Genomic DNA, 24,260 nt, shown 5'->3' on the forward strand with positions numbered 1-24,260 from the left:
GACCGGCTGGAGCAACCCTTGCCCGAGATGAACGATCGCACCTGCATCGTCACAAGGAAGACCGCCGAAACGGATGAATTGATCCGTTTCGTCGTCGGCCCGGATTCGGCCGTCGTTCCAGATCTCAAAAGGGTTCTCCCAGGCCGTGGCTGCTGGGTCAGCGCCGATCGCGCCACGATCGACAAGGCAGCGGCCAAGGGGCACTTCGCCCGCGCGTTCAAGAAACAGGTAATCGTCCCGCCGGAACTCGGCGCGATGATCGATGGGCTGCTCGTAAGGTCGGCGCTGGGTTCGCTCGGCCTTGCCCGCAAGGCCGGCGCCGTGGCGCTTGGCGCGGCCAAGGTGGACGGCGCCGTGCGCTCGGGCAAGGCATTGCTCGTCCTTCATGCTTTCGAAGCCTCCGACGACGGCGTGCGCAAGATCACCCAGGCGCGCCGTGCAACTGTCCATCTCGGTGGGCCCGCCATCCCCGTTTACAAACTTTTCCCTGAAGCGGATTTGAGTTTGGCAATGGGGGGGGCAAATGTGATACATGCTGCCGTTCTCGCGAGCGACGCGGGTAAGGCGGCCGTGAAGCGCATGGTTGCGCTCGACCGTTACCGGGGCGGTTCTCCGGACGATCTGGCAATGATTGCGGCTGTTGCCGGCGATGATGATGCCGCAGAGGATATGGAATGAGCGATACGAATTCGGGCGATGACAAGACGTTGAACGTTACGCCCAAGAAGACACTGACGCTGAAGCGCCCGGGCATCGAGCAGAGCACGGTGCGCCAGAACTTCTCGCACGGCCGCACGAAGTCGGTTGTCGTCGAGACCAAGCGCAAGTTCGTCAAGCCGGGCGAGCAGGCGGCGCCTGCTGCGCAGTCCGTGTTCACGCCCAAGCCAGCAGCGCCGGCGCCGCAGCCGCAGCCACAACCGCAGCAGGCCGCGCCGGTCGTGCAGGAGCCGCGGCGCCCGCCGCCTCAACCCGATCGCGGCGGCATGGTGCTGAACGAACTCTCGCGCGGCGAGATGGAAGCCCGTCGCCGGGCGCTCGAAGGCTCCCAGGCGCGCGAGGTTGAAGACCGTCAGCGCGCCACCGAGGAAGCCAAGCGCCGCGCCGATGAAGAAGAGCGCCGCAAGCGCGAACGCGAAGACTCTGCCCGCCGCCAAGCCGAGGAAGAAGCCCGTATCAAGGCCGAAGCCGAAGCCCGTCGCCGCGCCGAGGAAGAGGCGCGCCGCCGCGCGCCGCAGACCGCCGAACAGGTGGCCGCCGAAGAGGAAGAAGAAGCAAAGCCCCGCAGTCGCGGCGCTACGCCTTCGACCGCCTTGCCGCCGCGCCGTCTCGCCACGCCCGAACTGGCGCGCCCTGCCAAGCCGACCAAGGCCGAGGAAGACCGTCGTCGCGGCAAGCTGACGCTCAACACGGCGCTGTCCTCGGAAGATGGCGCCGACCGCGCGCGCTCGCTGTCGGCCATGCGTCGCCGTCAGGAGAAGTTCAAGCGCGCCATGCACAACGAGCCGCGCGAGAAGGTCGTGCGCGAAGTGACGGTGCCTGAAACCATCACCATCCAGGAACTGGCGCAGCGCATGTCCGAGCGCGCGGTGGATGTGGTCAAGTACTTCATGAAGCAGGGCCAGATCCTGAAGCCGGGCGATGTCATCGACGCCGACACCGCCGAGCTGGTGGCTTCCGAATTCGGCCACACCGTCAAGCGCGTTGCCGAGTCCGACATCGAGGAAGGCCTGTTCAACATCGCCGACCACGCGGAAGATCTGGTGACGCGGCCGCCGGTGGTGACCATCATGGGTCACGTCGACCACGGCAAGACCTCGCTGCTCGACGCTATCCGTCACGCCAATGTCGTCTCGGGCGAAGCCGGTGGCATCACCCAGCATATCGGCGCCTATCAGGTCGAGCGGAACGGTCAGAAGATCACCTTCATCGACACGCCCGGCCACGCCGCCTTCACGGCGATGCGTGCTCGTGGCGCGCAGGCGACCGACATCGCCATCCTCGTGGTGGCGGCCGACGACAGCGTGATGCCGCAGACGATCGAATCGATCAGCCATGCCAAGGCAGCCGGCGTTCCGATCATCGTGGCCATCAACAAGGTCGACAAGCCTTCCGCCGATCCGCAGAAGGTGCGCACGCAGCTGCTCCAGCACGAAGTGTTCGTGGAATCGATGGGCGGTGAGGTGCTCGACGTCGAAGTGTCGGCCAAGACCGGCGCGGGTCTCGACAAGCTCCTGGAAGCCATCCTGCTGCAGGCCGAAATCCTCGACCTCAAGTCGAACCCGGACCGTACCGCCGAAGGCGTGGTCATCGAAGCGCGTCTCGACAAGGGCCGTGGTCCGGTCGCCACCGTGCTGGTGCAGACCGGCACGCTGATGCCGGGCGAAATCCTCGTCGCGGGCAATGAATGGGGCCGCGTGCGCGCTCTGGTCAACGACCGTGGCGAACACGTCAAGGAAGCGCCGCCGGCCATGCCGGTGGAAATCCTCGGCCTCCAGGGAACGCCTCAGGCCGGCGACCGTTTCGCGGTCGTCAACAATGAGGCGCGTGCCCGCGAGATCACCGAGTATCGTCAGCGTCTGGCCCGCGACAAGGCGGTCGCCAAGCACGCCACGCAGCGTGGTTCGCTGGAACAGATGATGTCGCAGTTGCAGGCGAGCGGGCTGAAAGAGTTCCCGCTCATCATCAAGGGCGACGTGCAGGGTTCCATCGAGGCGATCGTTGCGGCACTGGACAAGCTTGGCACCGACGAGGTCCGGGCGCGCATCGTCCATGCCGGGGCCGGCGCCATCACCGAAAGCGATATCACGCTGGCCGAGACGTCGGGCGCCGCGATCATCGGCTTCAACGTCCGTGCAAACCCGCAGGCGCGCGCCGCGGCGGAAGCCGCGGGCATCGAGATCCGCTACTACAACATCATCTACAACCTCGTGGATGACGTGAAGGACGCGATGTCGGGCCTGCTGTCGCCGGAGCGTCGCGAAACCTTCCTCGGCAATGCGGAGATCCTCGAGGTCTTCCACATCACCAAGGTCGGCAAGGTCGCTGGCTGCCGTGTCACCGAGGGCCGCGTCGAGCGTGGTGCGGGCGTACGCCTGATCCGCGACAACGTGGTTATCCACGAAGGCACGCTGAAGACGCTGAAGCGGTTCAAGGACGAAGTTCCGGAAGTGCCGGTCGGCCAGGAATGCGGCATGGCCTTCCAGAACTACGAGAACATCCTCGCTGGCGACATCATCGAGTGCTTCCGCGTCGAGATGGTGACCCGGAAGCTCTAGGCCTTAAGAAAACGATGGGAGAGCGGTTTCGCCGCTCTCCCATTTTGACAACCGTGATTGCGGTCCAATCCCGCAAACGGGATCGTTTTGAACCATGTCCGGGCTTCTCGGACCTTGTTCCGGTAGTTCGGCTTTGGCGAGACAATCCGGCATCCATGAACCGGCCGAACCGGTGTGGGCAACGATCCTGACTGAGAGATCGAGATGAGCAGACAACAATCCAATGCCCCTTCCCAGCGCATGCTGCGCGTCGGCGAACAGGTGCGCCACGCCCTATCCGAAACGCTGCAGCGCGGCGAGATCATCGATCCGCTGATCGAGAACGCGGTTATCTCCGTGTCCGAAGTGCGCATGTCGCCCGATCTGAAGATCGCCACTGCCTTCGTCGCGCCGCTCGGCACCAAGGATGAGGCAGCCGTGGTCGAGGCGCTGAACAAGCATGCGAAGTTCGTACGCGGCCGCGTCTCGGGCGCGCTGCGCCAGATGAAATACATGCCGGAATTCCGCTTCCGGCTGGATACCAGCTACGACAATTTCTCCAAGATCAACGAGCTGTTGCACTCGCCGCAGGTGGCGCGCGACCTCGGTCATGGCGAGAGCGACAGCGACGAAGGGAATGACAAATAATGGCGCGTCGCGGCAAGAAAAAGGGCCGGCCGATCTCCGGCTGGCTGATCCTGGACAAGCCGGTCGGCATGGGCTCGACCGAGGCGGTATCGAAGGTCAAATGGCTGTTCCAGGCCGAAAAGGCCGGCCATGCCGGTACGCTCGACCCGCTTGCCTCCGGCATGCTGCCGATCGCGCTGGGCGATGCCACGAAAACCGTTCCTTATGTGCAGGACGGTGCCAAGATTTATCGCTTTGCGGTCGCCTGGGGCGAGGAACGCTCGACCGACGACCTCGAAGGCCCGGTGACGAAGACCTCCGAGACGCGCCCCTCCGAGGCCGACATCCGCGCCCTGCTGCCCAACTACATCGGCGTCATCATGCAGACGCCGCCGCAGTTCTCCGCCATCAAGATCGCCGGCGAGCGCGCTTATGACCTCGCCCGTGAAGGCGAGACCGTCGAGATACCGGCGCGCGAAGTGGAAATCGGGCGTCTGGATATTGTCGAACACGGCGCCGACCGCACTATCTTCGAGGTCGAATGCGGCAAGGGCACCTATGTGCGGTCGCTGGCGCGCGACATGGGCCGCGATCTCGGCTGCTTTGGCCATATCGCTGACCTGCGCCGCACCGAAGTCGATCCGTTCACGTCGGAAGATTTCGTCACTGTCGCGGAATTGGAGGCAGCGTTGCCGCCGGTCAGCGAAGGCGAGGATGCGCCGTTTTCCGGCGTCGACCGCTTCGCGGCGCTCGATGCATTCCTGATCGACACGGCGGCGGCGCTGGAATGCCTGCCGCAAGTGGCTATCTCCGATGAGGCGGCCTCCAAGATCAGGCTCGGCAATCCAGTGATCGTGCGTGGGCGCGACGCCCCGGTCGAGGCCGAGGAAGCCTGCGCCACCGCGCGCGGCAAGCTGGTCGCCATCGGCGCCATCGAGCAGGGCATGTTCAAGCCCAAGCGGGTCTTTGCCGGTTGAGGCGTGCCCGATAATCTCCGCGTCAGGATTCGCACGAGGCCCGGATGGCAAAGGCTGAGACCGCTTCGCTTCATGTAGCGCGATCCGCACGGCGTGTGCCGGCCGGTGCTTCTCCGGGCACATTGATCGCCGATCCGGCGGCGCATCGCAGCGAGCTCCGTCTGACGCTGATGTCGCCCGACAAGGTCGAAACCATCGCCAATGCCAGCATCGACGACCTCACCGTCCATTGCGAGAAATGGCCGCTGATCTGGCTCGACTGCGTCGGCCTTGCCAACATCGCGCTGATCGAGGAGATCGGCCGCATCTTCGACCTGCACCCGCTGGCCTTGGAGGATGTGGTCAACACCGGCCAGCGGCCGAAGGTGGATTTCTTCGAGGATCATGCCTTCGTCGTCATCTCGATGATCGACGACGTCGCCACCAACCGCTACGAACAGGTGTCGGTTTTCTTCGGAAAGAAGTTCGTCATCACCTTCCAGGAGCGTGAGGGCGATCCGTTCGACCCGGTGCGCAAACGCATCGCCTCCACCGCACCCAGCCGCCTGCGCTCGCGCGGCGCCGACTATCTTGCCTATGCGCTCATCGATGCCGTGGTCGACAGCTATTTCCCCGCGGTGGATGCATCGAGCGACATCATCGACAGGGTCGAGGACGACATGATGCGCGGCCCGCAGAAACAGCAGATGCAACAATTGCACCAGCTGCGCCGGCGTACCGGCGTCTTGAAGGGTGCGCTGTGGCCGCTGCGCGACGCATTGGCCACGCTGATCCGCAGCGACGCCGCCTATGTGAAGGCCGAGACCAAGATATTTCTCAATGACACGCTGGACCACGCGCTTCGCCTGATTGAGCAGGTGGAAACCCAGCGCGACATGACGACCGGGCTGATCGAGATGCATCTTTCGCTCAGCCAGGCACGCACCAACGAGGTCATCAGCCTGCTGACCATCGTTTCGGCGATCTTCATCCCACTGACCTTCCTGGTCGGCGTGTGGGGCATGAATTTCGACCCGGCATCGTCGCCCTGGAACATGCCGGAGCTGCATTCTCGCTATGGCTACCCGGCCGCGCTGGTTTTCATGGCCGCGATCGCGTTCGGCCTGATCTCTTTCTTCAAATGGAAGAAGTGGCTGTAGGGGCAGGGCGCGTCACGCCCCCGGCTCAAGGCAGCCATGTGAATATGGGCTGGCTTTTTGCGATCATTTGCACTATACGCGCCGCAACATCGCGCCGGACTGCGTGATGATCATTGACCCTTGCTGGACGACATCCCGGCTATGGGCGCCTCGTTTCCTCCCTTTAGAAAGGAAAATACGATGTCGATTACTGCTGAACGCAAATCGGAACTGATGACCGAATTCGCAACCGCCAAGGGTGATACCGGCTCGCCGGAAGTCCAGGTTGCAATCCTTTCCGAGCGCATCAAGAACCTCACCGAGCACTTCAAGGACCACAAGAAGGACAACCACTCCCGTCGTGGCCTGCTCGCCCTCGTTTCCCAGCGTCGCAGCCTGCTTGACTATCTCAAGCGCAAGGATGACGCACGCTATCAGACGCTGATCGACAAGCTCGGTCTGCGCCGCTGACGAATTGGCCGGCGGACCCTCTCGGAGGGTCCGCCGGTCGCGCATTCGGGCCCTGAAAGGCCCGGCCCGGTTTCATCTGGCAGAGGGCCGCATGAAACCGCCCGTGGACGGTCATGGGGCAGGATTGCAGGATGCTTGGCTCGGGCGTGGCCCGCACATATTCAAGCCTCCCGTTGTCTTGCCCGTGGCTGCCCGAGAAAGGAAGCCAGGAAGGGGGCGTCGCGCATGATCGTATGGCGCGGCCCCTTCCGCATATGAAGGACAAGATATGTTCAATTACCACAAAGTCGAAATCGAATGGGGCGGCCGTCCGCTCATCCTGGAAACCGGCAAGATCGCCCGCCAGGCCGACGGCGCCGTGCTCGCCACCTATGGCGAGACCGTCGTTCTGGCCACAGTCGTTTCGGCCAAGGAGCCGAAGCCGGGCTTCGACTTCTTCCCGCTGACCGTCAACTATCAGGAAAAGACCTACGCCGCCGGCAAGATCCCGGGTGGCTATTTCAAGCGTGAAGGCCGTCCGAGCGAGAAGGAAACCCTGGTTTCCCGCCTCATCGACCGCCCGATCCGTCCGCTCTTCGCCGACGGCTACAAGAACGACACGCAGGTTGTCGTCACCGTCGTGCAGCACGACCTCGAGAACGATCCGGACATCCTGTCGATCGTTGCCACCTCGGCCGCGCTGACCCTGTCTGGCGTACCGTTCATGGGCCCGATCGGCGGCGCCCGCGTCGGCTACATCAACGGCGAATACGTTCTGAACCCGCACATCGACGAGATGCAGGAATCCAAGCTCGACCTCGTCGTCGCCGGTACGGGCGATGCCGTTCTGATGGTCGAGTCGGAAGCCAAGGAACTGCCGGAAGACGTTATGCTCGGGGCCGTCATGTTCGGCCACAAGGGCTTCCAGCCGGTGCTCGACGCGATCATCAAGCTCGCTGAAGTTGCTGCCAAGGACCCGCGCGATTTCACCCCGCCGTCCTTCGGCGACCTGGAGAAGGACATGCTCGGCGTTGCCGAGGCTGATCTGCGCGCCGCCTACAAGATCACCGATAAGCAGGCCCGTTACGCCGCTGTCGACGCCGCCAAGGCCAAGGTCAAGGCTGCCTTCACCCCGGCCGAGGGCGAGGAAGCGAAGTATTCGCCCGAGCAGGTCGCGACCGTGTTCAAGGAACTCCAGGCCAAGATCGTGCGCTGGAACATCCTCGACACCTCCGCGCGTATCGACGGCCGCGATCTCTCGACCGTCCGCCGCATCGAATCGGAAGTCGGCATCCTGCCGCGCACCCACGGTTCGGCCCTGTTCACCCGCGGCGAGACCCAGGCGATCGTTGTCGCCACGCTGGGCACCGGCGAAGACGAGCAGTATGTCGACGCGCTGACCGGCATGTACAAGGAGACGTTCCTCCTTCACTACAACTTCCCGCCCTACTCGGTCGGTGAGACGGGCCGCATGGGCTCGCCGGGCCGCCGCGAAATCGGTCACGGCAAGCTCGCATGGCGCGCCATCCGTCCGATGCTGCCGGCTACCGAGCAGTTCCCCTACACGCTGCGCGTTGTCTCGGAGATCACCGAGTCCAACGGTTCGTCCTCGATGGCCACCGTTTGCGGCACCTCGCTGGCGCTGATGGATGCCGGCGTTCCGCTGCAGAAGCCGGTTGCCGGCATCGCCATGGGACTGATCAAGGAAGGCGAGCGCTTCGCGGTACTCTCCGACATCCTCGGCGACGAGGATCACCTCGGCGACATGGACTTCAAGGTGGCCGGTACGACCAACGGCATCACCGCCCTGCAGATGGACATCAAGATCGACGGTATCACCGAAGAGATCATGAAGGTCGCGCTTGGCCAGGCCAAGGACGGCCGCCTGCACATCCTCGGCGAAATGGGCAAGGCGCTCTCCGGCGCCCGCTCGGAGCTCGGCGAGTTCGCGCCGCGCATCGAGGTCATGCACATCCCGACCGACAAGATCCGTGACGTTATCGGTTCGGGCGGCAAGGTGATCCGCGAGATCGTCGAGAAGACCGGCGCCAAGATCAACATCGAAGACGACGGCACCGTGAAGATCGCTTCCTCCAACGCCAAGGAAATCGAGGCGGCGAAGAAGTGGATCCACACCATCGTTGCCGAGCCGGAAGTCGGGGAAATCTACGAAGGCACGGTCGTCAAGACCGCCGACTTCGGCGCCTTCGTCAACTTCTTCGGCCCGAAGGACGGTCTCGTCCACATTTCGCAGCTCTCCAACGAGCGCGTCGGCAAGACCTCGGACGTCGTCAAGGAAGGCGACAAGGTCTGGGTCAAGCTGATGGGCTTCGACGAGCGCGGCAAGGTTCGCCTGTCGATGAAGGTCGTCGACCAGGCCACCGGCAAGGAAATCGTGCGCGAGAAGAAGGCGGAAGGCGAAGAAACCGCCGCCTGATAGCAGCACTTTTTGATATGAAGCGGGCGCGCCGTGAGAGTGCGCCCGTTTTCGTTTGCGGCGAGCCTCCAAGCAGGTACGAAATAGGAAGCCGGAATGCGCGATGCGCTCAAGACCTTGTTCTATCCCTTCGAGGCGGATGCGGTCCCTTTGCCTCGGAAAGGCACGCGCGCGCTGTTCCTGGGCGCCGAGCCCGGCTTTCGGCTGCCCGCAGGCTTCGAAGCTGAGCTCTTTCCCGTTCAGGGATTTCGCCCCGACTTCCGGCTGCTCCAGGCATCCGGCCATACCGTCACGCCCGAGGCGGAAGGGGTAGGCTACGACCTGGCTTTTGTCCTTGCCGGGCGTCATCGCGGTCTCAACGAGTTGCGCATTGCCGATGCTGTCGAGCGCACGGGCGAGGGCGGCTTGATCGTGGTTGCCGGCGGCAAGGAGGACGGTATCGCCTCGCTGCGAAAGCGCGTCGGCGAGCTGGTCGCGATCGACGGGCATCTGCCCAAATATCATGGCATCGCCTTCTGGTTCCGGCGGCCTGCCGGCGAGGCTATCGCCACGGTGCTCCGTGCCGCCAATCCCTCGCTCATGGTCGAGGATCGTTACGAGACGGCGCCCGGCATGTTCTCCTACGACCGGGTCGATGCGGGATCGCGCTTCCTTGCCGAGCACTTGCCGATCGACATCAAGGGCCGGGTCGCGGATTTCTGTGCGGGCTGGGGCTTCCTGTCGGCAGCGCTAGCGGAGCGCTGTTCGAACCTTGCCGGCATCGATCTCTACGAGGCCGACTACCCGTCAGTGCAGGCTGCGGGGCGTACACTGGCCCGCCTGGCGCCCGGCCTGCCGGTTCGGCTGTTCTGGCACGATCTAGCCGGCGAGCCGCCCAGCGAACGTTACGATGCGATTGTGATGAACCCGCCCTTCCATCGCGGCCGCGCAGCCGAGCCGGAATTGGGCGCCGCCATCATCCGCGCGGCAGCGAAGGCGCTGAAACCGGGCGGTCGGCTTTTCATGGTGGCGAACCGGCAGCTGCCTTACGAGCCTGTTCTGGCCGGTGCCTTTTCCAGCCATGCGGAAGTCGCCCGCAACGACGCTTTCAAGGTTCTTCTGGCCCGGCGCTGACAGGCGGGCGCTCTGCGCCCGCAGCACATCATCCCGATCGATGAATTTGCCAGTTGGATCAGTGCATGCCGGCGCTGCCGCGCCTCTCCTGCACGATCTGTTCCACGGAGTGCGTCTGGCCGCCGATGACACGCAGCGGCGCCGGCTTGCCAAACAGATAACCCTGCACCACTTCGCAGCCAGCAGCCCGCAGCATGGAGGCCTGGCTCTCGGTCTCGACGCCTTCAGCGATGGTGCTGACGCCGAGCGCCCGCGACAGGCCGACGATGGTGGAAACCACGGCGCCGGAGCCGGAATCGGTGTCGATGCGGCTGACGAAGGAGCGGTCGATCTTCAGTTTGCGGAACGAGAAGTCGATCAGGTAGCTCAGGTTGGAATAACCAGTGCCGAAGTCGTCGACGGCGACCGAAATGCCCATGTCGGACAGTTCCCTTAGGATCGCTGCGGCGCGGTCCTTGTCCTGCATCATCGCCGTTTCAGTCACTTCCAGCTCCAGCCGCGACGGCTTGATGCCGGTGCTGGCTATGGTGTTGCGCACCATGGCCAGAAAATCCTTGGTCATGAACTGCACCGGCGAGATGTTGACCGCCACGAAGCACTCTTCCGGCAGATGGCGAGCATCCGAACATGCCTTGTGCAGCACCCATTCGCCGATCGGGCCGATCATGCCGGTCTCTTCCGCCAGCGGGATGAATTCCATCGGCGGGATCATGCCGCGCTCGGGATGGTTCCAGCGGATCAGCGCCTCATAGCCGACGACCTTGCCGGTCGGCAGGTCGAGCTGCGGCTGATAGTGCAGGTCGAAGTCGCCGCGTTCGAACGCGGTGTGCAATTCGGATTCGACCCACTGGCGGTGGTCGGCAACCTTGCCCATTTCCGGCTGGAACACCGACCATGCACCGGCGGCATTGGTTGCGCGGGCGTTCTGCAGGGCGAGATTGGCACGGCGCAGCACCAGCACGGGATCGATGCCGTCCTTCGGCATGGCAACGACGCCGATCGAAAGGCTGATCGACTGCAGATGCGTCTTCAACTGATAGGGGGCGACGAGATCGTCTACCAGCTTCTCGACCAGGGCTTCCATGGAGCCGAGCAGCCGCTTGTCGGGATAGAGCACGGCGAACTCGCCGGGACCAATGCGGCCAACGACGGCCTCGCGCGGCAGAAGGGTTTTCAGCCGCTGCGCGAACAGCTGCACCAGGTCGTCGACCTGCGCATAGCCGATAGCGTCATTGATCTGCTTGAAGCGGTTGACGTCGATGTCGAGCAGATAGACCGGTTCGCCGGTCTTCAGTGTCTGCGAGGCGGCTTCCGCCACCTTGCCGACCATCGCATGCTTGGCCAGCGTTCCGGTCAGCTTGTCGAAATTGGTTTCGGAAAACACATAGTCGGCCGATTCATCGACGCCGGCGAAGAACGACATCGCGGCCACGGCGGCGGCCAGCGCGCACAGAGCGGCAACGACGGCCGCGATAGCGTTGACGGGGAGTTCAGCCAGTCCGTCGCCGACGCCGAGCTTAAGCCCCCACAAGCCCAGCATGAAGCTGCCCAAGCCGGCGGCGGCGATGGTTATCAGCCGGAAAAGTGGCGTTCGGCCAGGATTTTTGTCGGCGGGCATACGCAGGTTCCCAATCTGCCGGATGTTCTAACCGCGTTCCCCTTAAAATAAGTTTCCTGCGATTGGTCGCATTTTATTCGCGGCTAAGCTTGCCTAACGTTTCATTAAAATGCGTCAGAAAGCAAGGGCTTGCTGAGGGTTGTGAAAATCGGGCAATTTTCTTGGCAAACAAGGCGTTTTGGGGCAGGAAGCGCGCCGTTCCTATTCCTTGCCGCTGTCCATCCGCTTCAATTCGTCCAGCACCGGCATCGAGACGATGTGGTACCCCGAATCAACATAGTGGATTTCGCCCGTCACGCCGGAGGAAAGGTCCGACAGCAGATAGAGCGCCGAGCCGCCAATCTCGTCGAGGGTGACTGTACGGCGAAGCGGGGCATTGCGCTGCTGATAGCTGTACATGTAGCGCGCGTCCGAAATGCCGGCACCCGCCAGCGTTCGCACCGGGCCGGCCGAGATGCCGTTCACGCGGATGCCGCGGCTGCCATAATCGTTGGCGAGATAACGCACGCTTGCCTCCAGCCCGGCCTTGGCGACGCCCATGACGTTGTAGTTGGGCATGACACGGACGGACCCGGCATAAGTCAGCGTGATCATCGAACCGCCGTCCTGCATCAGCGCGGCGGCATGGCGGGCGACTTCGGTGAACGAATAGCAGGAGATCACCATGGTGCGGACGAAGTTCTCGCGCGTGGTGTCGGCGTAGAGCCCCTTCAGCTCGTTCTTGTCGGAAAAGCCGATGGCGTGAACGATGAAATCGAGCTTGCCCCATTCCTGCTTGAGCGTTTCGAAGGTCGCTGCCACAGAAGCGCTGTCCTCGACGTCGCAAGGCAGAACCAGCGAGGCGCCGATCTTCTCGGCCAGCGGCTTGACGCGGCGGCCGAACGCCTCGCCCTGATAGGTGAAAGCCAGTTCCGCGCCGTGCTGGGCGAGCTTGTCGGCAATGCCCCAGGCAATCGAATGATCGTTCGCGACGCCCATGATGAGCCCGCGCTTGCCCTTCATCAATCCGTCCATGTCGAAAACCCTATGCGGAGTGGCGCTGGAAAACGAGCGTGGCGTTGGTGCCGCCGAAGCCGAAGGAGTTGGACAGGACGGTGTCGATTTTGGCGTTGTCGATGCGCTTGCGCACGATCGGCATGCCTTCGAATTCCGGGTCCAGCTCTTCGATATGCGCGCTTTCACCGATGAAACCGCCCTGCATCATCAGGATGGAATAGATCGATTCCTGGACGCCGGCCGCACCCAGCGAATGGCCGGTCAGCGACTTGGTCGAGGTGATGTTCGGCATCTTGTCGGCGAACACTTCGCGGATGGCGCCCATTTCCTTCGAGTCGCCCACCGGCGTCGAGGTACCATGGGTGTTGATATAGTCGACCGGGCCTTTCACCGTCGACAGCGCCTGGCGCATGCAGCGGATAGCACCTTCGCCCGACGGCGCGACCATGTCGAAGCCGTCCGAGGTCGCGCCATAGCCAACCAGTTCGCAATAAATCTTGGCACCGCGCGCCTTGGCATGTTCGAGCTCTTCGAGCACCAGCACGCCGGCACCGCCGGCAATGACGAAGCCGTCGCGGTTGAGGTCATAGGCGCGCGAGGCAACGGCAGCACGGTCGTTGTATTTGGAGGACATTGCGCCCATGGCGTCGAACAGATTCGACATCGTCCAGTCGAGGTCTTCGTGGCCGCCGGCGAACATGACGTCCTGCTTGCCCCACTGGATCATCTCGGCGGCATTGCCGATGCAATGCGCCGAGGTCGAGCAGGCCGACGAGATCGAATAGTTGACGCCGTGGATCTTGAACCAGGTAGCGAGCGTCGCCGACGCGGTCGACGACATCGCCTTCGGCACGGCGAACGGGCCGATGCGCTTCGGGCTGGTGTTCTTCAGCGTGATTTCGGAGGCTTCGACGATAGTCCGCGTCGAAGGGCCGCCCGAACCCATGATGATGCCGGTGCGCTCGTTGCTGGAAACGACACTTTCCTCGAGCCCGCTGTCGGCGATCGCCTGCTTCATCGCGACATGGTTCCACATGCCGCCTTGCGACAGGAAACGCGCGGCGCGACGGTCGACGAGATCGGTCGTGTCGAGGTTGGGGGCGCCCCAGACCTGGCACTTGAAGCCGTGCTCGGCGAAGTCATTGGAGAAGCTGATGCCGGACTTGGCGTCATGAAGCGAGGCGCTAACCTCGGCGGCATTGTTTCCGATGGACGATACGATGCCGAGGCCAGTTACTACGACCCGTCTCATATTGCGCTCCTCGTCTGTTGTTGAGTGCGGGCGTCAGGCAGCGGACTGCTTTGACAGACCCACTTTCAGATCCGTGGCTGAATATATGGGTTCGCCGTCGGCCTTCAGCCAGCCATCGGCGATGCCGAGCACCAGCCGGCCGCGCATCACGCGCTTGAAGTCGACACCGTACTCCACCTTCTTGACCGAAGGCGTGACCATGCCCTTGAATTTCACTTCGCCCGTCGACAACGCCATGCCCTTGCCGGGCTCGCCGAGCCAGCCGAGGAAGAAGCCGGTCAATTGCCACAGCGCATCGAGGCCGAGGCAGCCGGGCATGACCGGATTGTCGATGAAGTGGCAGGGAAAGAACCAGAGATCGCGATGGATGGCGAATTCGGCGCGCAGGAAACCCTTGTCGAACGCGCCGCCGGTTTCGCTGATCTCGGTGATGCGATCGAACATCAGCATCGGCGGGTAGGGAAGCTGGGCATTGCCGGGGCCGAACAGTTCGCCCTTGGCGCAAGCCAGCAGATCGTCGTAGTCGTAGCTCGATTTCCGATCCGCCATTTGATCCTTCCCCATCGTTCGCCCGGCGATGCGGTGCCTGCGCCCTGACATTAACTAACACAGTCCGCTTCACGCCGGAAACCGACGCCGCGAGTATCGCGGAGGCTCTAGCCTGCCCATTCCCCCGGGTCAATGCGCGCTATTGATCGGATTTGGGCGACAGAATATATCTGGCACAATGCAGGGTATCCATTTCGGCCTGACTTTTGCCTTTCTCAGCAGGCAAGGCAGGCGGAAACAAGACAACGGGTCGATCGGTTTGGACGGACGCAAGAGCGGCATTGGTGTGGACAAGCGGGTTCGCGAAGCGGGCCTGAGGCCGACTCGCCAGCGTATCGCGTTGGCCGATCTGCTGTTCGCCAAGGGCGACCGCCACCTTTCGGCCGAGGAATTGCACGAGGAGGCGCTGGCCGCTGGCGTTCCGGTCTCGCTCGCCACGGTCTATAATGCCCTGCACCAGTTCACCGAGGCCGGCCTGCTGCGTATCCTCGCGGTTGAAGGGTCGCGCACCTATTTCGACACCAACACCTCCGATCATCACCATTTCTTTATCGAGGGCGAAAACCGCATCTTCGACATCGAGAGCGGTCCGGTGACGATTGCCAACCTACCGGCTCCGCCGGAGGGCATGGAAATCGCCAATGTCGACGTGGTGGTGAGATTGCGCCCCAAGCGCGGCGTCTGAACGTCGCGCTGGCATTGCGGCTGGGTCAGCCGCTCCAAGCGCTCGCAAAAATCTGTGAATTGGCTTAGGAACCTGGGCTGGCGATCACGCCCGCTGCGCGGTCTGTCTGCTGTCGTAACGCGACGTCGTGAGCGAATGCCCAAGGCCTGATGTCGACGGATAGCCCCGATGGGCTCAGTCGTTGATCCTTTCGCCCGGATACGCGCCCCAGACCAGTCCCTGGTTGATCCAGCCGGTGCGGCCGCCAAGGGTCATTTCGCACCATTGGCCGTCGCATGCCTTGATCGTGCCAATCACGCCCGGCTCGACGATCGCCACCACGCTGGCATCCTTGGTGGCATTCTTGAGCAGGTTGATGCGGGTGTCCTTGCCGCGCTGCCAGGGTGCTATGATTGCCGTGCGCTTGCCCGAAAGCAGGGCCTGGCTGACCCAGCCTTCCGACCCGTCGGCATCACGTACGCGCCGCCAGGTGTCGAATTCCTGGATGATCTCCATCGGCATGCCGGCCTTGGTGTACATCCAGTCGACGGAATAGTTGGCGCCGGGGCCGACGCGCGAATTGACTCTGGCGGATTTTAGACTGACGAAGCGCGGCAAGGGCAGGCCGGAGGGGCCGAGCGTCACCGTCTGGACCGGCGCGGCGGCGTTCTGCGCCGAAGCGGCCGGAGAGAGCGTGAGCAGGCCAAGCACTGTCGCGGAGAGAATCAGCCGTAGCGACGCGAAACCAGACACGTTCATTTCCTTGTATGGCGCCCGCCAACCACTGGCGACGGCGCCCCTTTTTCTTTGTCTTCGACGGCACTGCTTGTTACATGAGACATAGCGGCCGCGACCGGTTTGCAGTTTCGCCGGTCTTGGTTAAAGAGGTCTCAACACCACCCCGGAAACGAGGAAACGATGGCCGGCAAGAAAAAGCCTCTCGTTGTGATCACGCGCAAACTGCCGGATCCCGTCGAGACGCGAATGCGCGAACTGTTCGACGCGCGGCTCAATGTCGAAGACCGGGCGATGACGCGCGACGAACTGGCCGCCGCCATGTGCGAGGCCGACGTGCTCGTTCCCACCATCACCGACCGTGTCGATGCCGAACTGATCGAGCAGGCCGGCCCCAACCTCAAACTGATCGCCAGCCTGAGCAACGGCGTTGACCATATCGACGTCACGGCGGCGTCCAAAAAGGGCATCACCGTCACCAACACGCCGAACGTGCTGACGGAAGACACCGCCGACATGACCATGGCGCTGATGCTTGCCGTGCCGCGGCGGCTGGCGGAAGGGGCGAATGTTCTGCCCAGCGACAAGAAATGGGCCGGCTGGTCGCCCACCTGGATGCTCGGCCGCCGCATCTGGGGCAAACGCCTGGGCATTGTCGGCATGGGCCGCATCGGCACCGCCGTTGCCCGCCGCGCCAAGGCCTTCGGCCTGTCGATCCACTACCACAACCGTCATCGCGTGCTGCAAAGCGTCGAGGACGAACTGGAGGCGACTTATTGGGAAAGCCTCGACCAGATGCTGGCGCGCATGGACATCATTTCCGTGAACTGTCCTTCGACACCAGCGACCTTCCACCTTTTATCCGGCCGCCGGCTGGCGCTGATGCAGCCGACCGCCTATCTCGTCAACACGGCCCGCGGCGACATCATCGACGAGGATGCGCTGATCAAGCTGCTGCACGACGGCAAGCTGGCCGGGGCCGGCCTCGACGTCTATGAAAACGAGCCGGCGCTGAACACCAAGCTGTTGAGGCTCGCCGCCAAGAACAAGGTCGTTCTTCTGCCGCATATGGGATCTGCGACGCTGGAAGGCCGTATCGACATGGGCGAGAAGGTCATTATCAACATCCGCACCTTCTTCGACGGTCACCGTCCGCCGGACCGCGTGCTGCCGATTCGGACCTGATCGGCGCCTGACGCGCCGACAAATCAGGCGGCGCGCGGCCTCAGTTCAGAATATCGAGATCGCCGTCGGGCCCGACTTTGACCCGGGCGCCCGCGAAGGCTGGATAGCCCGCCCGGTCTAGTTTCACCGCCACCGGCGTCTCCCAGCCCATCTCGCGCGCCACGATCAGGCCGAGCAGCAGGATGGCGTCGTGCTCGTTGAGCACGAGTGCCGCTGGCGCGTGGCCGGCATGGACAAGCTCCATCAGCACCGCCGATGCCGACGACGAGCCGATGGTGCCGGGCAGGAACAGCACTTTTCCGGCGATGTTTTGGCCGCATTCGGGATGGCGGACATCGGCGATGCGTCCGGATTTGGGGTCGACGCCGCCCCAGAAACTGATCGGTGCCGACAGCACCAGGGCCTCGCCTTCGCCTGTATTGCCCGGCACCAGGATTTCGGCACGGGTACTCATCAGCCGAGCCTCGCAAATACCGGTTTGCCGGCAACCGCGCTCTCGACGCAGTCGGCCAGCGAGCCATAGAGCACGGAATAGCCGGTATTGCCCGGCGCGTAATGCGCGAACTTGCCGGAATTGGTCATCAGCACGCCGTTTATGCGGTCCGGCATGATCGGCGTGACGACGACACAGGTGTCGGCAACCACCACCACGCCGCAGGCTTCCAGCGCCTTGCGGCGCCCATCGCGCTCCAGTCCGGGCAGGACATGGCGCCCAGTGCAGGCATAAAGGGGGACGCCGAGCCGTCGGCCGGCGACGAGGCGTTCGAGCGTCTCGAATTCGGCAAGCGAAAGATGCGGGCTGCCGATCGCAACCGCATGGATTGCCTCCGGCTTCTCGGCGGTCGAAAGGCGCGCCCGTGCCGCTTCCGCCATTTCGGGGGTGACGCGGATGGTGGTTTCGGGCGCCGCGCCGCCAAGCGCGCTGTCGAGATCGGGCGCCTCGGGCGTCACGCCGGCAATGTGAAAAAGCCCGACCGCACCCGAAGAGGCCGCGGCGGCGCCGAACGCCTTCAACGCGTCCTCGCCGGGATGCGGCGGGATGCCCGTGACCACGCCGATCGCATCGCCCACCTCGCGCCCGTAAAGGCTGCCGAGGACCGGCCAGGCGGTTTCCGCGGCCAGGAAGGCGGCCGACAGGCCCGAGACGTCGAAGATCAGTCGCGCCTTCCGATTCTCCAGCCGGTGCAGCCCATAATCCGGTGCGCGGGCCGCGATCGCGCAGGCGATGTCGAGGAAATCGCCATAGCGGTTCGTGCGCGCGCCAAGCACGGAATTGCAGAACACCACGGCGTTGGATTCGCCCCAGGCGACGTCGGTGCCTTTCGCGGGTCGGTGGCCGGCCTGATAGGGCGCGCAGGTCCAGCTCTGCTCGCAGCCGAGCGCGCGATAAGCCTCCATCATGCGCCGCGCCATGCCGCGCTGCGGTTCCTTCAAGCGCACATGCGCGCAGCCGGTCAGGTCGAGCGCGCCGACATTGAGCGTGGCACGCACGCCGACACGCCCGCCGCCCGCCACCAGCCTTTCAGCGAATAGCGTGCCGGAATCGCCGTGATAGAGCGCGCCGTCGATATGGGCGGAAGCGATCGGGATCAGGCGCCGCGCACCGAGCAGCCGCGCGCTTTCGGCGACGATGCGCATCGCCATTGCCGCGCCCTCGCCATCACGCCCGGCGGCGATCGCCTGCTCGTCGACGGTGAGCATGAGCGTCATGGCAGGATCTTGCGCATGGTCACCGAGGTTGGCCGATGATAGCCCGCATGCGCCGTGCGCTCCGTCTCGACGAAACCCAGCCGCGCGAAAGCCGCCTGATTGCCCGTCAACTCGATACGCGCCTGTAACTCCAGCACCGGCTTGCCCGCCGCGCGGGCCATCGTCTCGACCGTCTCCAGCAGTTGTCGGCCGACATTCTTGCCCTGGAAGCCCGGTTCGACCGCCAGCTTGCCGACATAGACGTGCCGGGCATGTTCGGCTGCGAAGATGCAGCCGACGATGTTTTCGCCCTGCATCGCTAGGAAGCATGTTTCCTGGCTGGCCTTTTCGCGCAAGCCGTCAGCCGTCAGATTGTGGGCGGAGGAGGGCGGGTCGATCACGCCGTCCATGTAAGCGAAAGCGCGCAAGATGAGACCGAGAAGGTCGTGCCAGCGCGTGAAATCCGGCGGCATGCGGCGGATGACGATCTCGCCGCTCATGCCGGGCTCCTGTAGCGGATCGTGTCGAAGCGGGCGCCGAGCGCATCGTAAAGCAGCAGGCGGCCGACCAGCGGTTCGCCAATGCCGGCGATCAGCTTGATGGTTTCCATTGCTTGCAACGTGCCGATCACGCCGGTCAGCGCACCGACAACGCCGGCCGTCGCGCAAGACGGCACCAGGCCGGACGGCGGCGCTTCCGGGAAGAGGTCGCGATAGCTGGGATGGGGGCGGCCGTCAGCGCCGGTCGCGAATGGCATCAGCACGGTGACGGAGCCGTCGAAGCGGCCGACAGCGGCATGCACCAGCGGTTTTTTCTCGGCCGCGCAGGCATCGGCCAGCGCATAGCGGGTCTCGAAATTGTCGGAGCCGTCGACCACGACGTCATAGCCGCGCACGATCTCCGCCGCGTTTTCGACGGTCAGCCGCAAAGTGTGCAATTCCACCGTCACATGCGGATTGATGCGGGCGATCGCGGCCCTGGCGCTTTCGCCCTTCGACTGGCCGATGGCACCGGTGTCGTGGATAATCTGCCGCTGCAGGTTTGAGAGCGAGACGACATCGTCGTCGACGATGCCGAGCGTGCCGACACCCGCCGCCGCCAGATACTCCAGCACCGGCGCGCCGAGCCCGCCGGCACCGAGCACGAGAACGCGGGCGCGCTTCAGTTTCTGCTGGCCCGGCCCACCGATCTCTGGCAGCACGACATGGCGCGCGTAGCGTTCCAGTTCTTCATCGGAAAGGGCAGGGGTGTTCATGGACCGATCCTATCGCCCCGCCGATGGCTTGTCAGGCGCCAGCCGTTGGCACAACCGCGCCGTGATCGACCGTCAGGAACTGGGCACGACCGCTCAGGCTGGAAAACAGTGCGGCGTCGGTGCCGGTCATGAAGGCCTGGCAGTTCAATTCCTCCAGGATGGAGAACAACGCCGCGCGCCGGCCGGCGTCGAGATGCGCGGCGATCTCGTCCAGCAGCAATATCGGCGTCAGCCCGGACATCTCGCCCGTGAGCCGCGCATGCGACAGCACCAGCCCGACCAGCAGCGCCTTCTGCTCGCCGGTCGAGCAGAGTTCGGCTGGCATCGCCTTTGGCCGATGGCGCACGACGAGATCGGCGCGATGCGGCCCGTCCAGCGTGCGACCGGCGGCACGGTCTCGCTCGCGCCCGCTGGCCAGCGCGCGCCGGAATTTTTCCTCGAGGTCGACAGCCGCCATGGAGCCGATTTCGGCCTCCAGTTCGCCGGCAAGGCCGATATCGGCCTGCGGAAACGGTCCGTCGCCCGGCAGTTTTTCGATCATGGTCGACAAAAGCCGCACCATCTCGCTGCGCGCGGCGGCAATCGCCACGCCTGTCTCCGCCATCTGGGTCTCGATCGCCTCGAACCAGGCGCCATCGCGGGAACCTTCGGCGAGCAACCGGTTGCGACCGCGCATGGCTTTTTCGTAGTCGAGTGCGCGCTGGCCGTGGCCGGCGTCGATCGCCAGCACCAGCCGGTCGAGGAAGCGGCGCCTGTCGCCGGCGGGGCCGGTGAACAGCGCGTCCATCGCCGGCGTCAGCCAGATCACGCGCAGCCAATCCAGCATGTCTTCGGCCGAGCGCGCCGCCGCACCGTTGATGCGCACACGGCGTCCGCCTTCGCCGGCGGCCTCGGCGCCGGCGACACCGGTGCCTATTTCGGCCTCCCCGGCCGGGCCGTCGAGGCGAACATGCAGGGCAAAGCCGCCGTCACCGCCCTCGCGCGCGACGTCGTCATAAGGCGCGCGGCGCAACCCGCGTCCCGGCGTCAGGAACGAAATCGCCTCGAGCAGATTGGTCTTGCCGGCGCCGTTGTCGCCGGTGAAGACGACGGCGCCCGGCTGGAGCTCCAGCGACAGCGCAGCATAGTTGCGAAAGTTGGTGAGCGTGAGCCGGGTGAGGTGCGTCTGCGCGCGTCTCGCGTCTTCCCGGCTCTCGAAACTGTTCATCGGGTCAAGGCAATGCGCGCCTTAAACGCGCATCGGCATCAGCACGTAGAGAGCGTTCTCGTCGCTGGTGTCGTGGATCAGCGTCGGCGATCCGGCGTCGGCGAGCATGAACTTGGCATCGCTGCCGCCGAGCTGTGCGGCGACATCGAGCAGATAGCGCGCGTTGAAGCCGATCTCGATCGGGTCGGAGGCATAGTCGGCGGCCAGTTCTTCGGTGGCGCTGCCGGAATCCGGGTTGTTGACCGCCAATGTCACCTGGCCCTCGGCGATCGAGAGCTTTACCGCGCGGCCACGTTCCGAGGAGATGGTGGAAACGCGGTCGACCGCGGCCGCGAAGCTCTGTCGGTCGATCACCAGCTGCTTGTCGTTGCCGGTCGGGATGACGCGCTGATAGTCGGGGAAGGTGCCGTCGATCAGCTTGGAGGTGAGGATCACGCTGCCGATGGTGAGGCGGATCTTGGTGTCGGACAGCTCGGTGGTCACCGCGACGTCCGGATCGTCGACTAGCTTCTGCAGCTCCGAGACGGTCTTGCGCGGGATGATGATGCCCGGCATGCCTTCCGAACCCGCTGGCGCGTCCATTTCGGCGCGCGCCAGGCGATGGCCGTCGGTCGCCACCGAACGCAGCTTCAGCTTGCCGCCAACCTCATGCGTGTGCAGGAAGATGCCGTTGAGATAATAGCGCGTCTCTTCCGTGGAGATGGCGAACTGGGTCTTGTCGATCAGGCGCTTCAGCGCCGTCGAATCCAGCCGGAAAATGTGTGAGAACGACCCGGCCGACAGTTCGGGGAAGTCCGATTGCGGCAGGCACTGGAGGCGGAAGCTCGAACGGCCGGAAATGACCGTCATGGCGTTGCCGTCTTCGTCGGTCTTCAGCATCACCTCGGCGCCGTCGGGAAGCTTGCGCACGATATCGTAGAGAAGATGCGCCGGCACCGTGGTGGCGCCCGCCCGCTCGACCTTGGCGGGAGCGGCTTCCGTGATCTCCAGGTCGAGGTCGGTTGCCTTCATCTCCAGGCTGCCGCCTTCGGCCATCAGCAACACGTTGGACAGGATCGGTATGGTGTTGCGCCGCTCGACCACACGATGGACGTGGTTGAGGGACTTCAGAAGATTGGACCGTTCGAGAATGACACGCATGACGATGTAGGCTCGCTTGAATGGCTGTCGGGTCTCCGCTGAGCGGCGCCCCGCGAAAGGTCTGAGCGCACTCAGATTCTGGCCAAGCTGACAGGAAAATACCTGTGAACGCAAGCCCACGGAGCCGGTTGCGACCGGTTCCGTGGGCTTTCTCGGGGATAACGGGATTGGTGGGCAGTCAGGTTGCCGCCCGCCTGGTCAAGCCTGGTCGTTGATGAGCCGGCGGAGCAGTTCGAGCTCCTGCGCCAGCGTGTTGTCGGCGCCCGACAGGTCCTCGATCTTGCGCACCGCATGCAGCACGGTGGTGTGGTCGCGGCCGCCGAACCTGCGGCCGATTTCCGGCAGCGAGCGCGGGGTGAGCACCTTCGACAGATACATGGCCACCTGTCGCGGCTTGACGATGGTGCGAGTGCGGCGGTTGGACAGAAGCTCGGTCTTCGACACGTTGTAGTGCCGTGCCACGATGCGCTGGATATCCTCGATGCGTACCCGCTTCGGCTCGCCGGTGCGGTAGATGTGACCGAGAATCTCGTCGATGCGATCGATGCTGATCTGCGGCTCGAAAGACTGACGGAACAGGAGCTGGTTGAAAGCGCCTTCCAGTTCGCGGCCACTGCCGGTCACGGTGCGCGCCACGTGGTCGAGGATATCGTCGGCGATGTCCAGCGAGGTGTCGTCATGCTTGGCGGTCGCCAGGCGCTGCTTCAGCATGGCAAGCCGCATCGAATAGTCGGGCGCCGACATTTCGAGCGCCACGCCGCCATTGAGGCGCGAACGCACGCGCGGCTCGAGCGATTCCAGCTCGGAAGGCGGCCGGTCGGCGGCAACCACCACCTGCTTGGCGCTGTCGAGCAGCATGTTGATGAGATGGCAGAACTCGTGCTGGATCGACTTGCCCTGCAGGAACTGCATGTCGTCGATGATCAGGAGGTCGATGTCGCGCAGCTGCTCCTTCAGCGTCAACGCATTGTTGTCGCGGATCGCGGTGGCGAAGCGCCACATGAAATATTCGGCGGTCAGGTAGACGACGCGCGATTTCGGATTGTGCCGCAGCGATTCCGCTGCGATCGCCTGCAGGAGATGCGTCTTGCCGAGCCCAACGGTAGCGTGGAGGAACAGCGGGTTGAAGCGCACGGCGCTGGAGGCGGATTCCGCGACGGCGCGCGCGGCAGCGAAAGCCACCCGGTTCGACGGGCCTTCGACGAAGGAGCCGAAAGTGTAGCGCGGGTCGAGCGGGGAGCCCAGCACGTTCTGGCGGAAATCGGGTTCTGCGGCGACGCCGCGCGCCATCGGTGCGCGTTCCTGCTTGCCGGCGCCGAGCACGGTGCCGGACGAAAGCGCGGCCTGCGACTGCTTGGCGACCTTGCGCACCGGAGCGGCTTCCAGATCAGGGCTGGCATGGCGCGTGGCACTGCGCACCACGACCTCGATCTTGAGAATGCTGGCATCCTCCTGCTTCCACAGCTCGGCGATGACATCGCTATAGTGGCCATTGATCCACGAGCGCAGGAACGCCGTCGGCACCGACATGCGCGCGACGCCCTTGGAGAGCTCGACAAGCTTCATGCGGCCGAACCAGCTGGAATAGACCTCGGAGCCCAGGCGCGCCCGCAGCTGCGCCTTGATGCGTTCGAAACGCTGGTCTGCCTCATTGCCCGCAGCCATTGCGCCTTCTCCTACCAGGTCACCGGAAAGAGGAAAGCCGCCGCCAAGCTCTCTGTTTGTGCCACCGTGTATCATCAAAAATCCTCGTTCATTTTCCAGTTTGCACCGGCGGGCTGATCTTCGCAGCCTTCTTCCGGCACTTTCCATCGTTCCACGGACCTTGCCGCCGCTGGCCGGGCACGCGGTGACGCGCAAGGGCGAAGCAATGAGCCCCTGGCATTTGATCGGGAGCGACAGGGCAAACGAAACCGCCCGGTGAGATACCGGCCGTTTCGACCTGCCATGCCCTTTTTAAACCCCGGTCCCCACTACGCATCGAAAGGGCAAAC

At 64.1% G+C, this 24,260-nt stretch carries 22 protein-coding genes; 10 read left to right on the forward strand and 12 right to left on the reverse strand.

The window, feature by feature from the left end:
* Nucleotides 1-27: 27 nt before the first annotated feature.
* The 8 genes from QFZ88_RS21320 to QFZ88_RS21355 all read left to right on the forward strand — a co-directional run bounded on the left by QFZ88_RS21320 (nt 28) and on the right by QFZ88_RS21355 (nt 9,976).
* On the forward strand, nt 28-678 hold the full coding sequence (locus tag QFZ88_RS21320) for an RNA-binding protein (RefSeq protein WP_024922297.1): 651 nt from the start codon (nt 28-30) through the stop codon (nt 676-678).
* Nucleotides 675-3,275: a translation initiation factor IF-2 gene (gene infB, locus QFZ88_RS21325; protein ID WP_024922298.1), complete on the forward strand. Its 2,601-nt coding sequence runs from the start codon at nt 675-677 to the stop codon at nt 3,273-3,275. The genes QFZ88_RS21320 and infB overlap by 4 nt, the downstream gene beginning before the upstream one ends.
* A 204-nt stretch (nt 3,276-3,479) precedes the next feature.
* A complete protein-coding gene (gene rbfA / locus QFZ88_RS21330) occupies nt 3,480-3,902 on the forward strand; it encodes a 30S ribosome-binding factor RbfA (RefSeq protein WP_024922299.1) in 423 nt (140 codons plus the stop codon).
* A complete protein-coding gene (truB, locus tag QFZ88_RS21335; RefSeq protein ID WP_024922300.1) occupies nt 3,902-4,858 on the forward strand; it encodes a tRNA pseudouridine(55) synthase TruB in 957 nt (318 codons plus the stop codon). Before rbfA ends, truB begins: the two co-directional genes overlap by 1 nt.
* A gap of 44 nt (nt 4,859-4,902) precedes the next feature.
* Nucleotides 4,903-5,997, forward strand: coding sequence for a magnesium/cobalt transporter CorA (gene corA / locus QFZ88_RS21340; protein WP_024922301.1), 1,095 nt, complete (start codon nt 4,903-4,905; stop codon nt 5,995-5,997).
* A gap of 180 nt (nt 5,998-6,177) precedes the next feature.
* The gene (gene rpsO / locus QFZ88_RS21345; RefSeq protein WP_024922302.1) at nt 6,178-6,447 is read left to right on the forward strand and encodes a 30S ribosomal protein S15; all 270 of its coding nucleotides are present in this window, start codon (nt 6,178-6,180) and stop codon (nt 6,445-6,447) included.
* Nucleotides 6,448-6,715: 268 nt separating this feature from the next.
* Complete coding sequence (gene pnp / locus QFZ88_RS21350) at nt 6,716-8,863, forward strand: polyribonucleotide nucleotidyltransferase (RefSeq protein ID WP_024922303.1); 2,148 nt, start codon at nt 6,716-6,718, stop codon at nt 8,861-8,863.
* Between the two features lie 96 nt (nt 8,864-8,959).
* On the forward strand, nt 8,960-9,976 hold the full coding sequence (locus QFZ88_RS21355) for a class I SAM-dependent methyltransferase (protein ID WP_024922304.1): 1,017 nt from the start codon (nt 8,960-8,962) through the stop codon (nt 9,974-9,976).
* A 58-nt stretch (nt 9,977-10,034) separates the two neighbouring features.
* Here the strand turns inward: QFZ88_RS21355 and QFZ88_RS21360 are convergent, their stop codons facing one another.
* The 4 genes from QFZ88_RS21360 to fabA form a co-directional block, all read right to left on the reverse strand.
* Nucleotides 10,035-11,594, reverse strand: coding sequence for a putative bifunctional diguanylate cyclase/phosphodiesterase (locus QFZ88_RS21360; RefSeq protein ID WP_024922305.1), 1,560 nt, complete (start codon nt 11,592-11,594; stop codon nt 10,035-10,037).
* Nucleotides 11,595-11,795: 201 nt separating this feature from the next.
* Nucleotides 11,796-12,608: an enoyl-ACP reductase FabI gene (gene fabI / locus QFZ88_RS21365; RefSeq protein ID WP_024922306.1), complete on the reverse strand. Its 813-nt coding sequence runs from the start codon at nt 12,606-12,608 to the stop codon at nt 11,796-11,798.
* A gap of 10 nt (nt 12,609-12,618) precedes the next feature.
* Complete coding sequence (fabB, locus tag QFZ88_RS21370; protein ID WP_024922307.1) at nt 12,619-13,842, reverse strand: beta-ketoacyl-ACP synthase I; 1,224 nt, start codon at nt 13,840-13,842, stop codon at nt 12,619-12,621.
* Nucleotides 13,843-13,875: 33 nt separating this feature from the next.
* Nucleotides 13,876-14,391 carry a 3-hydroxyacyl-[acyl-carrier-protein] dehydratase FabA gene (gene fabA / locus QFZ88_RS21375; protein WP_024922308.1) on the reverse strand — a complete coding sequence of 172 codons (516 nt, stop codon included), beginning with the start codon at nt 14,389-14,391 and terminating at the stop codon, nt 13,876-13,878.
* 286 nt (nt 14,392-14,677) lie between these two features.
* On the opposite strand from fabA, the gene irrA reads away from it, so the two are divergent.
* On the forward strand, nt 14,678-15,076 hold the full coding sequence (gene irrA / locus QFZ88_RS21380; protein WP_051504856.1) for an iron response transcriptional regulator IrrA: 399 nt from the start codon (nt 14,678-14,680) through the stop codon (nt 15,074-15,076).
* Between the two features lie 174 nt (nt 15,077-15,250).
* On the opposite strand, the gene QFZ88_RS21385 is transcribed toward irrA, so the two are convergent.
* A complete protein-coding gene (locus QFZ88_RS21385) occupies nt 15,251-15,808 on the reverse strand; it encodes an SH3 domain-containing protein (protein ID WP_024922310.1) in 558 nt (185 codons plus the stop codon).
* 165 nt (nt 15,809-15,973) lie between these two features.
* Here QFZ88_RS21385 and QFZ88_RS21390 point away from each other — a divergent pair, with 165 nt between their 5' ends.
* Nucleotides 15,974-16,975 carry a 2-hydroxyacid dehydrogenase gene (locus tag QFZ88_RS21390; RefSeq protein ID WP_024922311.1) on the forward strand — a complete coding sequence of 334 codons (1,002 nt, stop codon included), beginning with the start codon at nt 15,974-15,976 and terminating at the stop codon, nt 16,973-16,975.
* A 40-nt stretch (nt 16,976-17,015) separates the two neighbouring features.
* Here QFZ88_RS21390 and QFZ88_RS21395 read toward each other — a convergent pair whose 3' ends face one another.
* From QFZ88_RS21395 to dnaA, 7 genes are all read right to left on the reverse strand, one after another.
* On the reverse strand, nt 17,016-17,429 hold the full coding sequence (locus tag QFZ88_RS21395; RefSeq protein ID WP_024922312.1) for an aconitase X swivel domain-containing protein: 414 nt from the start codon (nt 17,427-17,429) through the stop codon (nt 17,016-17,018).
* Nucleotides 17,429-18,685, reverse strand: coding sequence for an aconitase X (locus QFZ88_RS21400; RefSeq protein WP_024922313.1), 1,257 nt, complete (start codon nt 18,683-18,685; stop codon nt 17,429-17,431). The genes QFZ88_RS21395 and QFZ88_RS21400 overlap by 1 nt, the downstream gene beginning before the upstream one ends.
* Nucleotides 18,682-19,164 carry a GNAT family N-acetyltransferase gene (locus QFZ88_RS21405; protein ID WP_024922314.1) on the reverse strand — a complete coding sequence of 161 codons (483 nt, stop codon included), beginning with the start codon at nt 19,162-19,164 and terminating at the stop codon, nt 18,682-18,684. The genes QFZ88_RS21400 and QFZ88_RS21405 overlap by 4 nt, the downstream gene beginning before the upstream one ends.
* Nucleotides 19,161-19,919, reverse strand: a complete 759-nt coding sequence (locus QFZ88_RS21410) for a molybdopterin-synthase adenylyltransferase MoeB (protein ID WP_024922315.1) — start codon at nt 19,917-19,919, stop codon at nt 19,161-19,163. The genes QFZ88_RS21405 and QFZ88_RS21410 overlap by 4 nt, the downstream gene beginning before the upstream one ends.
* A gap of 31 nt (nt 19,920-19,950) precedes the next feature.
* A complete protein-coding gene (gene recF, locus QFZ88_RS21415) occupies nt 19,951-21,126 on the reverse strand; it encodes a DNA replication/repair protein RecF (protein WP_024922316.1) in 1,176 nt (391 codons plus the stop codon).
* 21 nt (nt 21,127-21,147) lie between these two features.
* Nucleotides 21,148-22,266 carry a DNA polymerase III subunit beta gene (gene dnaN, locus QFZ88_RS21420; protein WP_024922317.1) on the reverse strand — a complete coding sequence of 373 codons (1,119 nt, stop codon included), beginning with the start codon at nt 22,264-22,266 and terminating at the stop codon, nt 21,148-21,150.
* Nucleotides 22,267-22,464: 198 nt separating this feature from the next.
* Nucleotides 22,465-24,006: a chromosomal replication initiator protein DnaA gene (dnaA, locus tag QFZ88_RS21425; protein WP_036254945.1), complete on the reverse strand. Its 1,542-nt coding sequence runs from the start codon at nt 24,004-24,006 to the stop codon at nt 22,465-22,467.
* Nucleotides 24,007-24,260: the final 254 nt, after the last annotated feature.

It is taken from the genome of Mesorhizobium sp. YL-MeA3-2017, assembly GCF_030814575.1.
GTDB classification, from domain to species: Bacteria; Pseudomonadota; Alphaproteobacteria; order Rhizobiales; family Rhizobiaceae; genus Mesorhizobium; species Mesorhizobium terrae.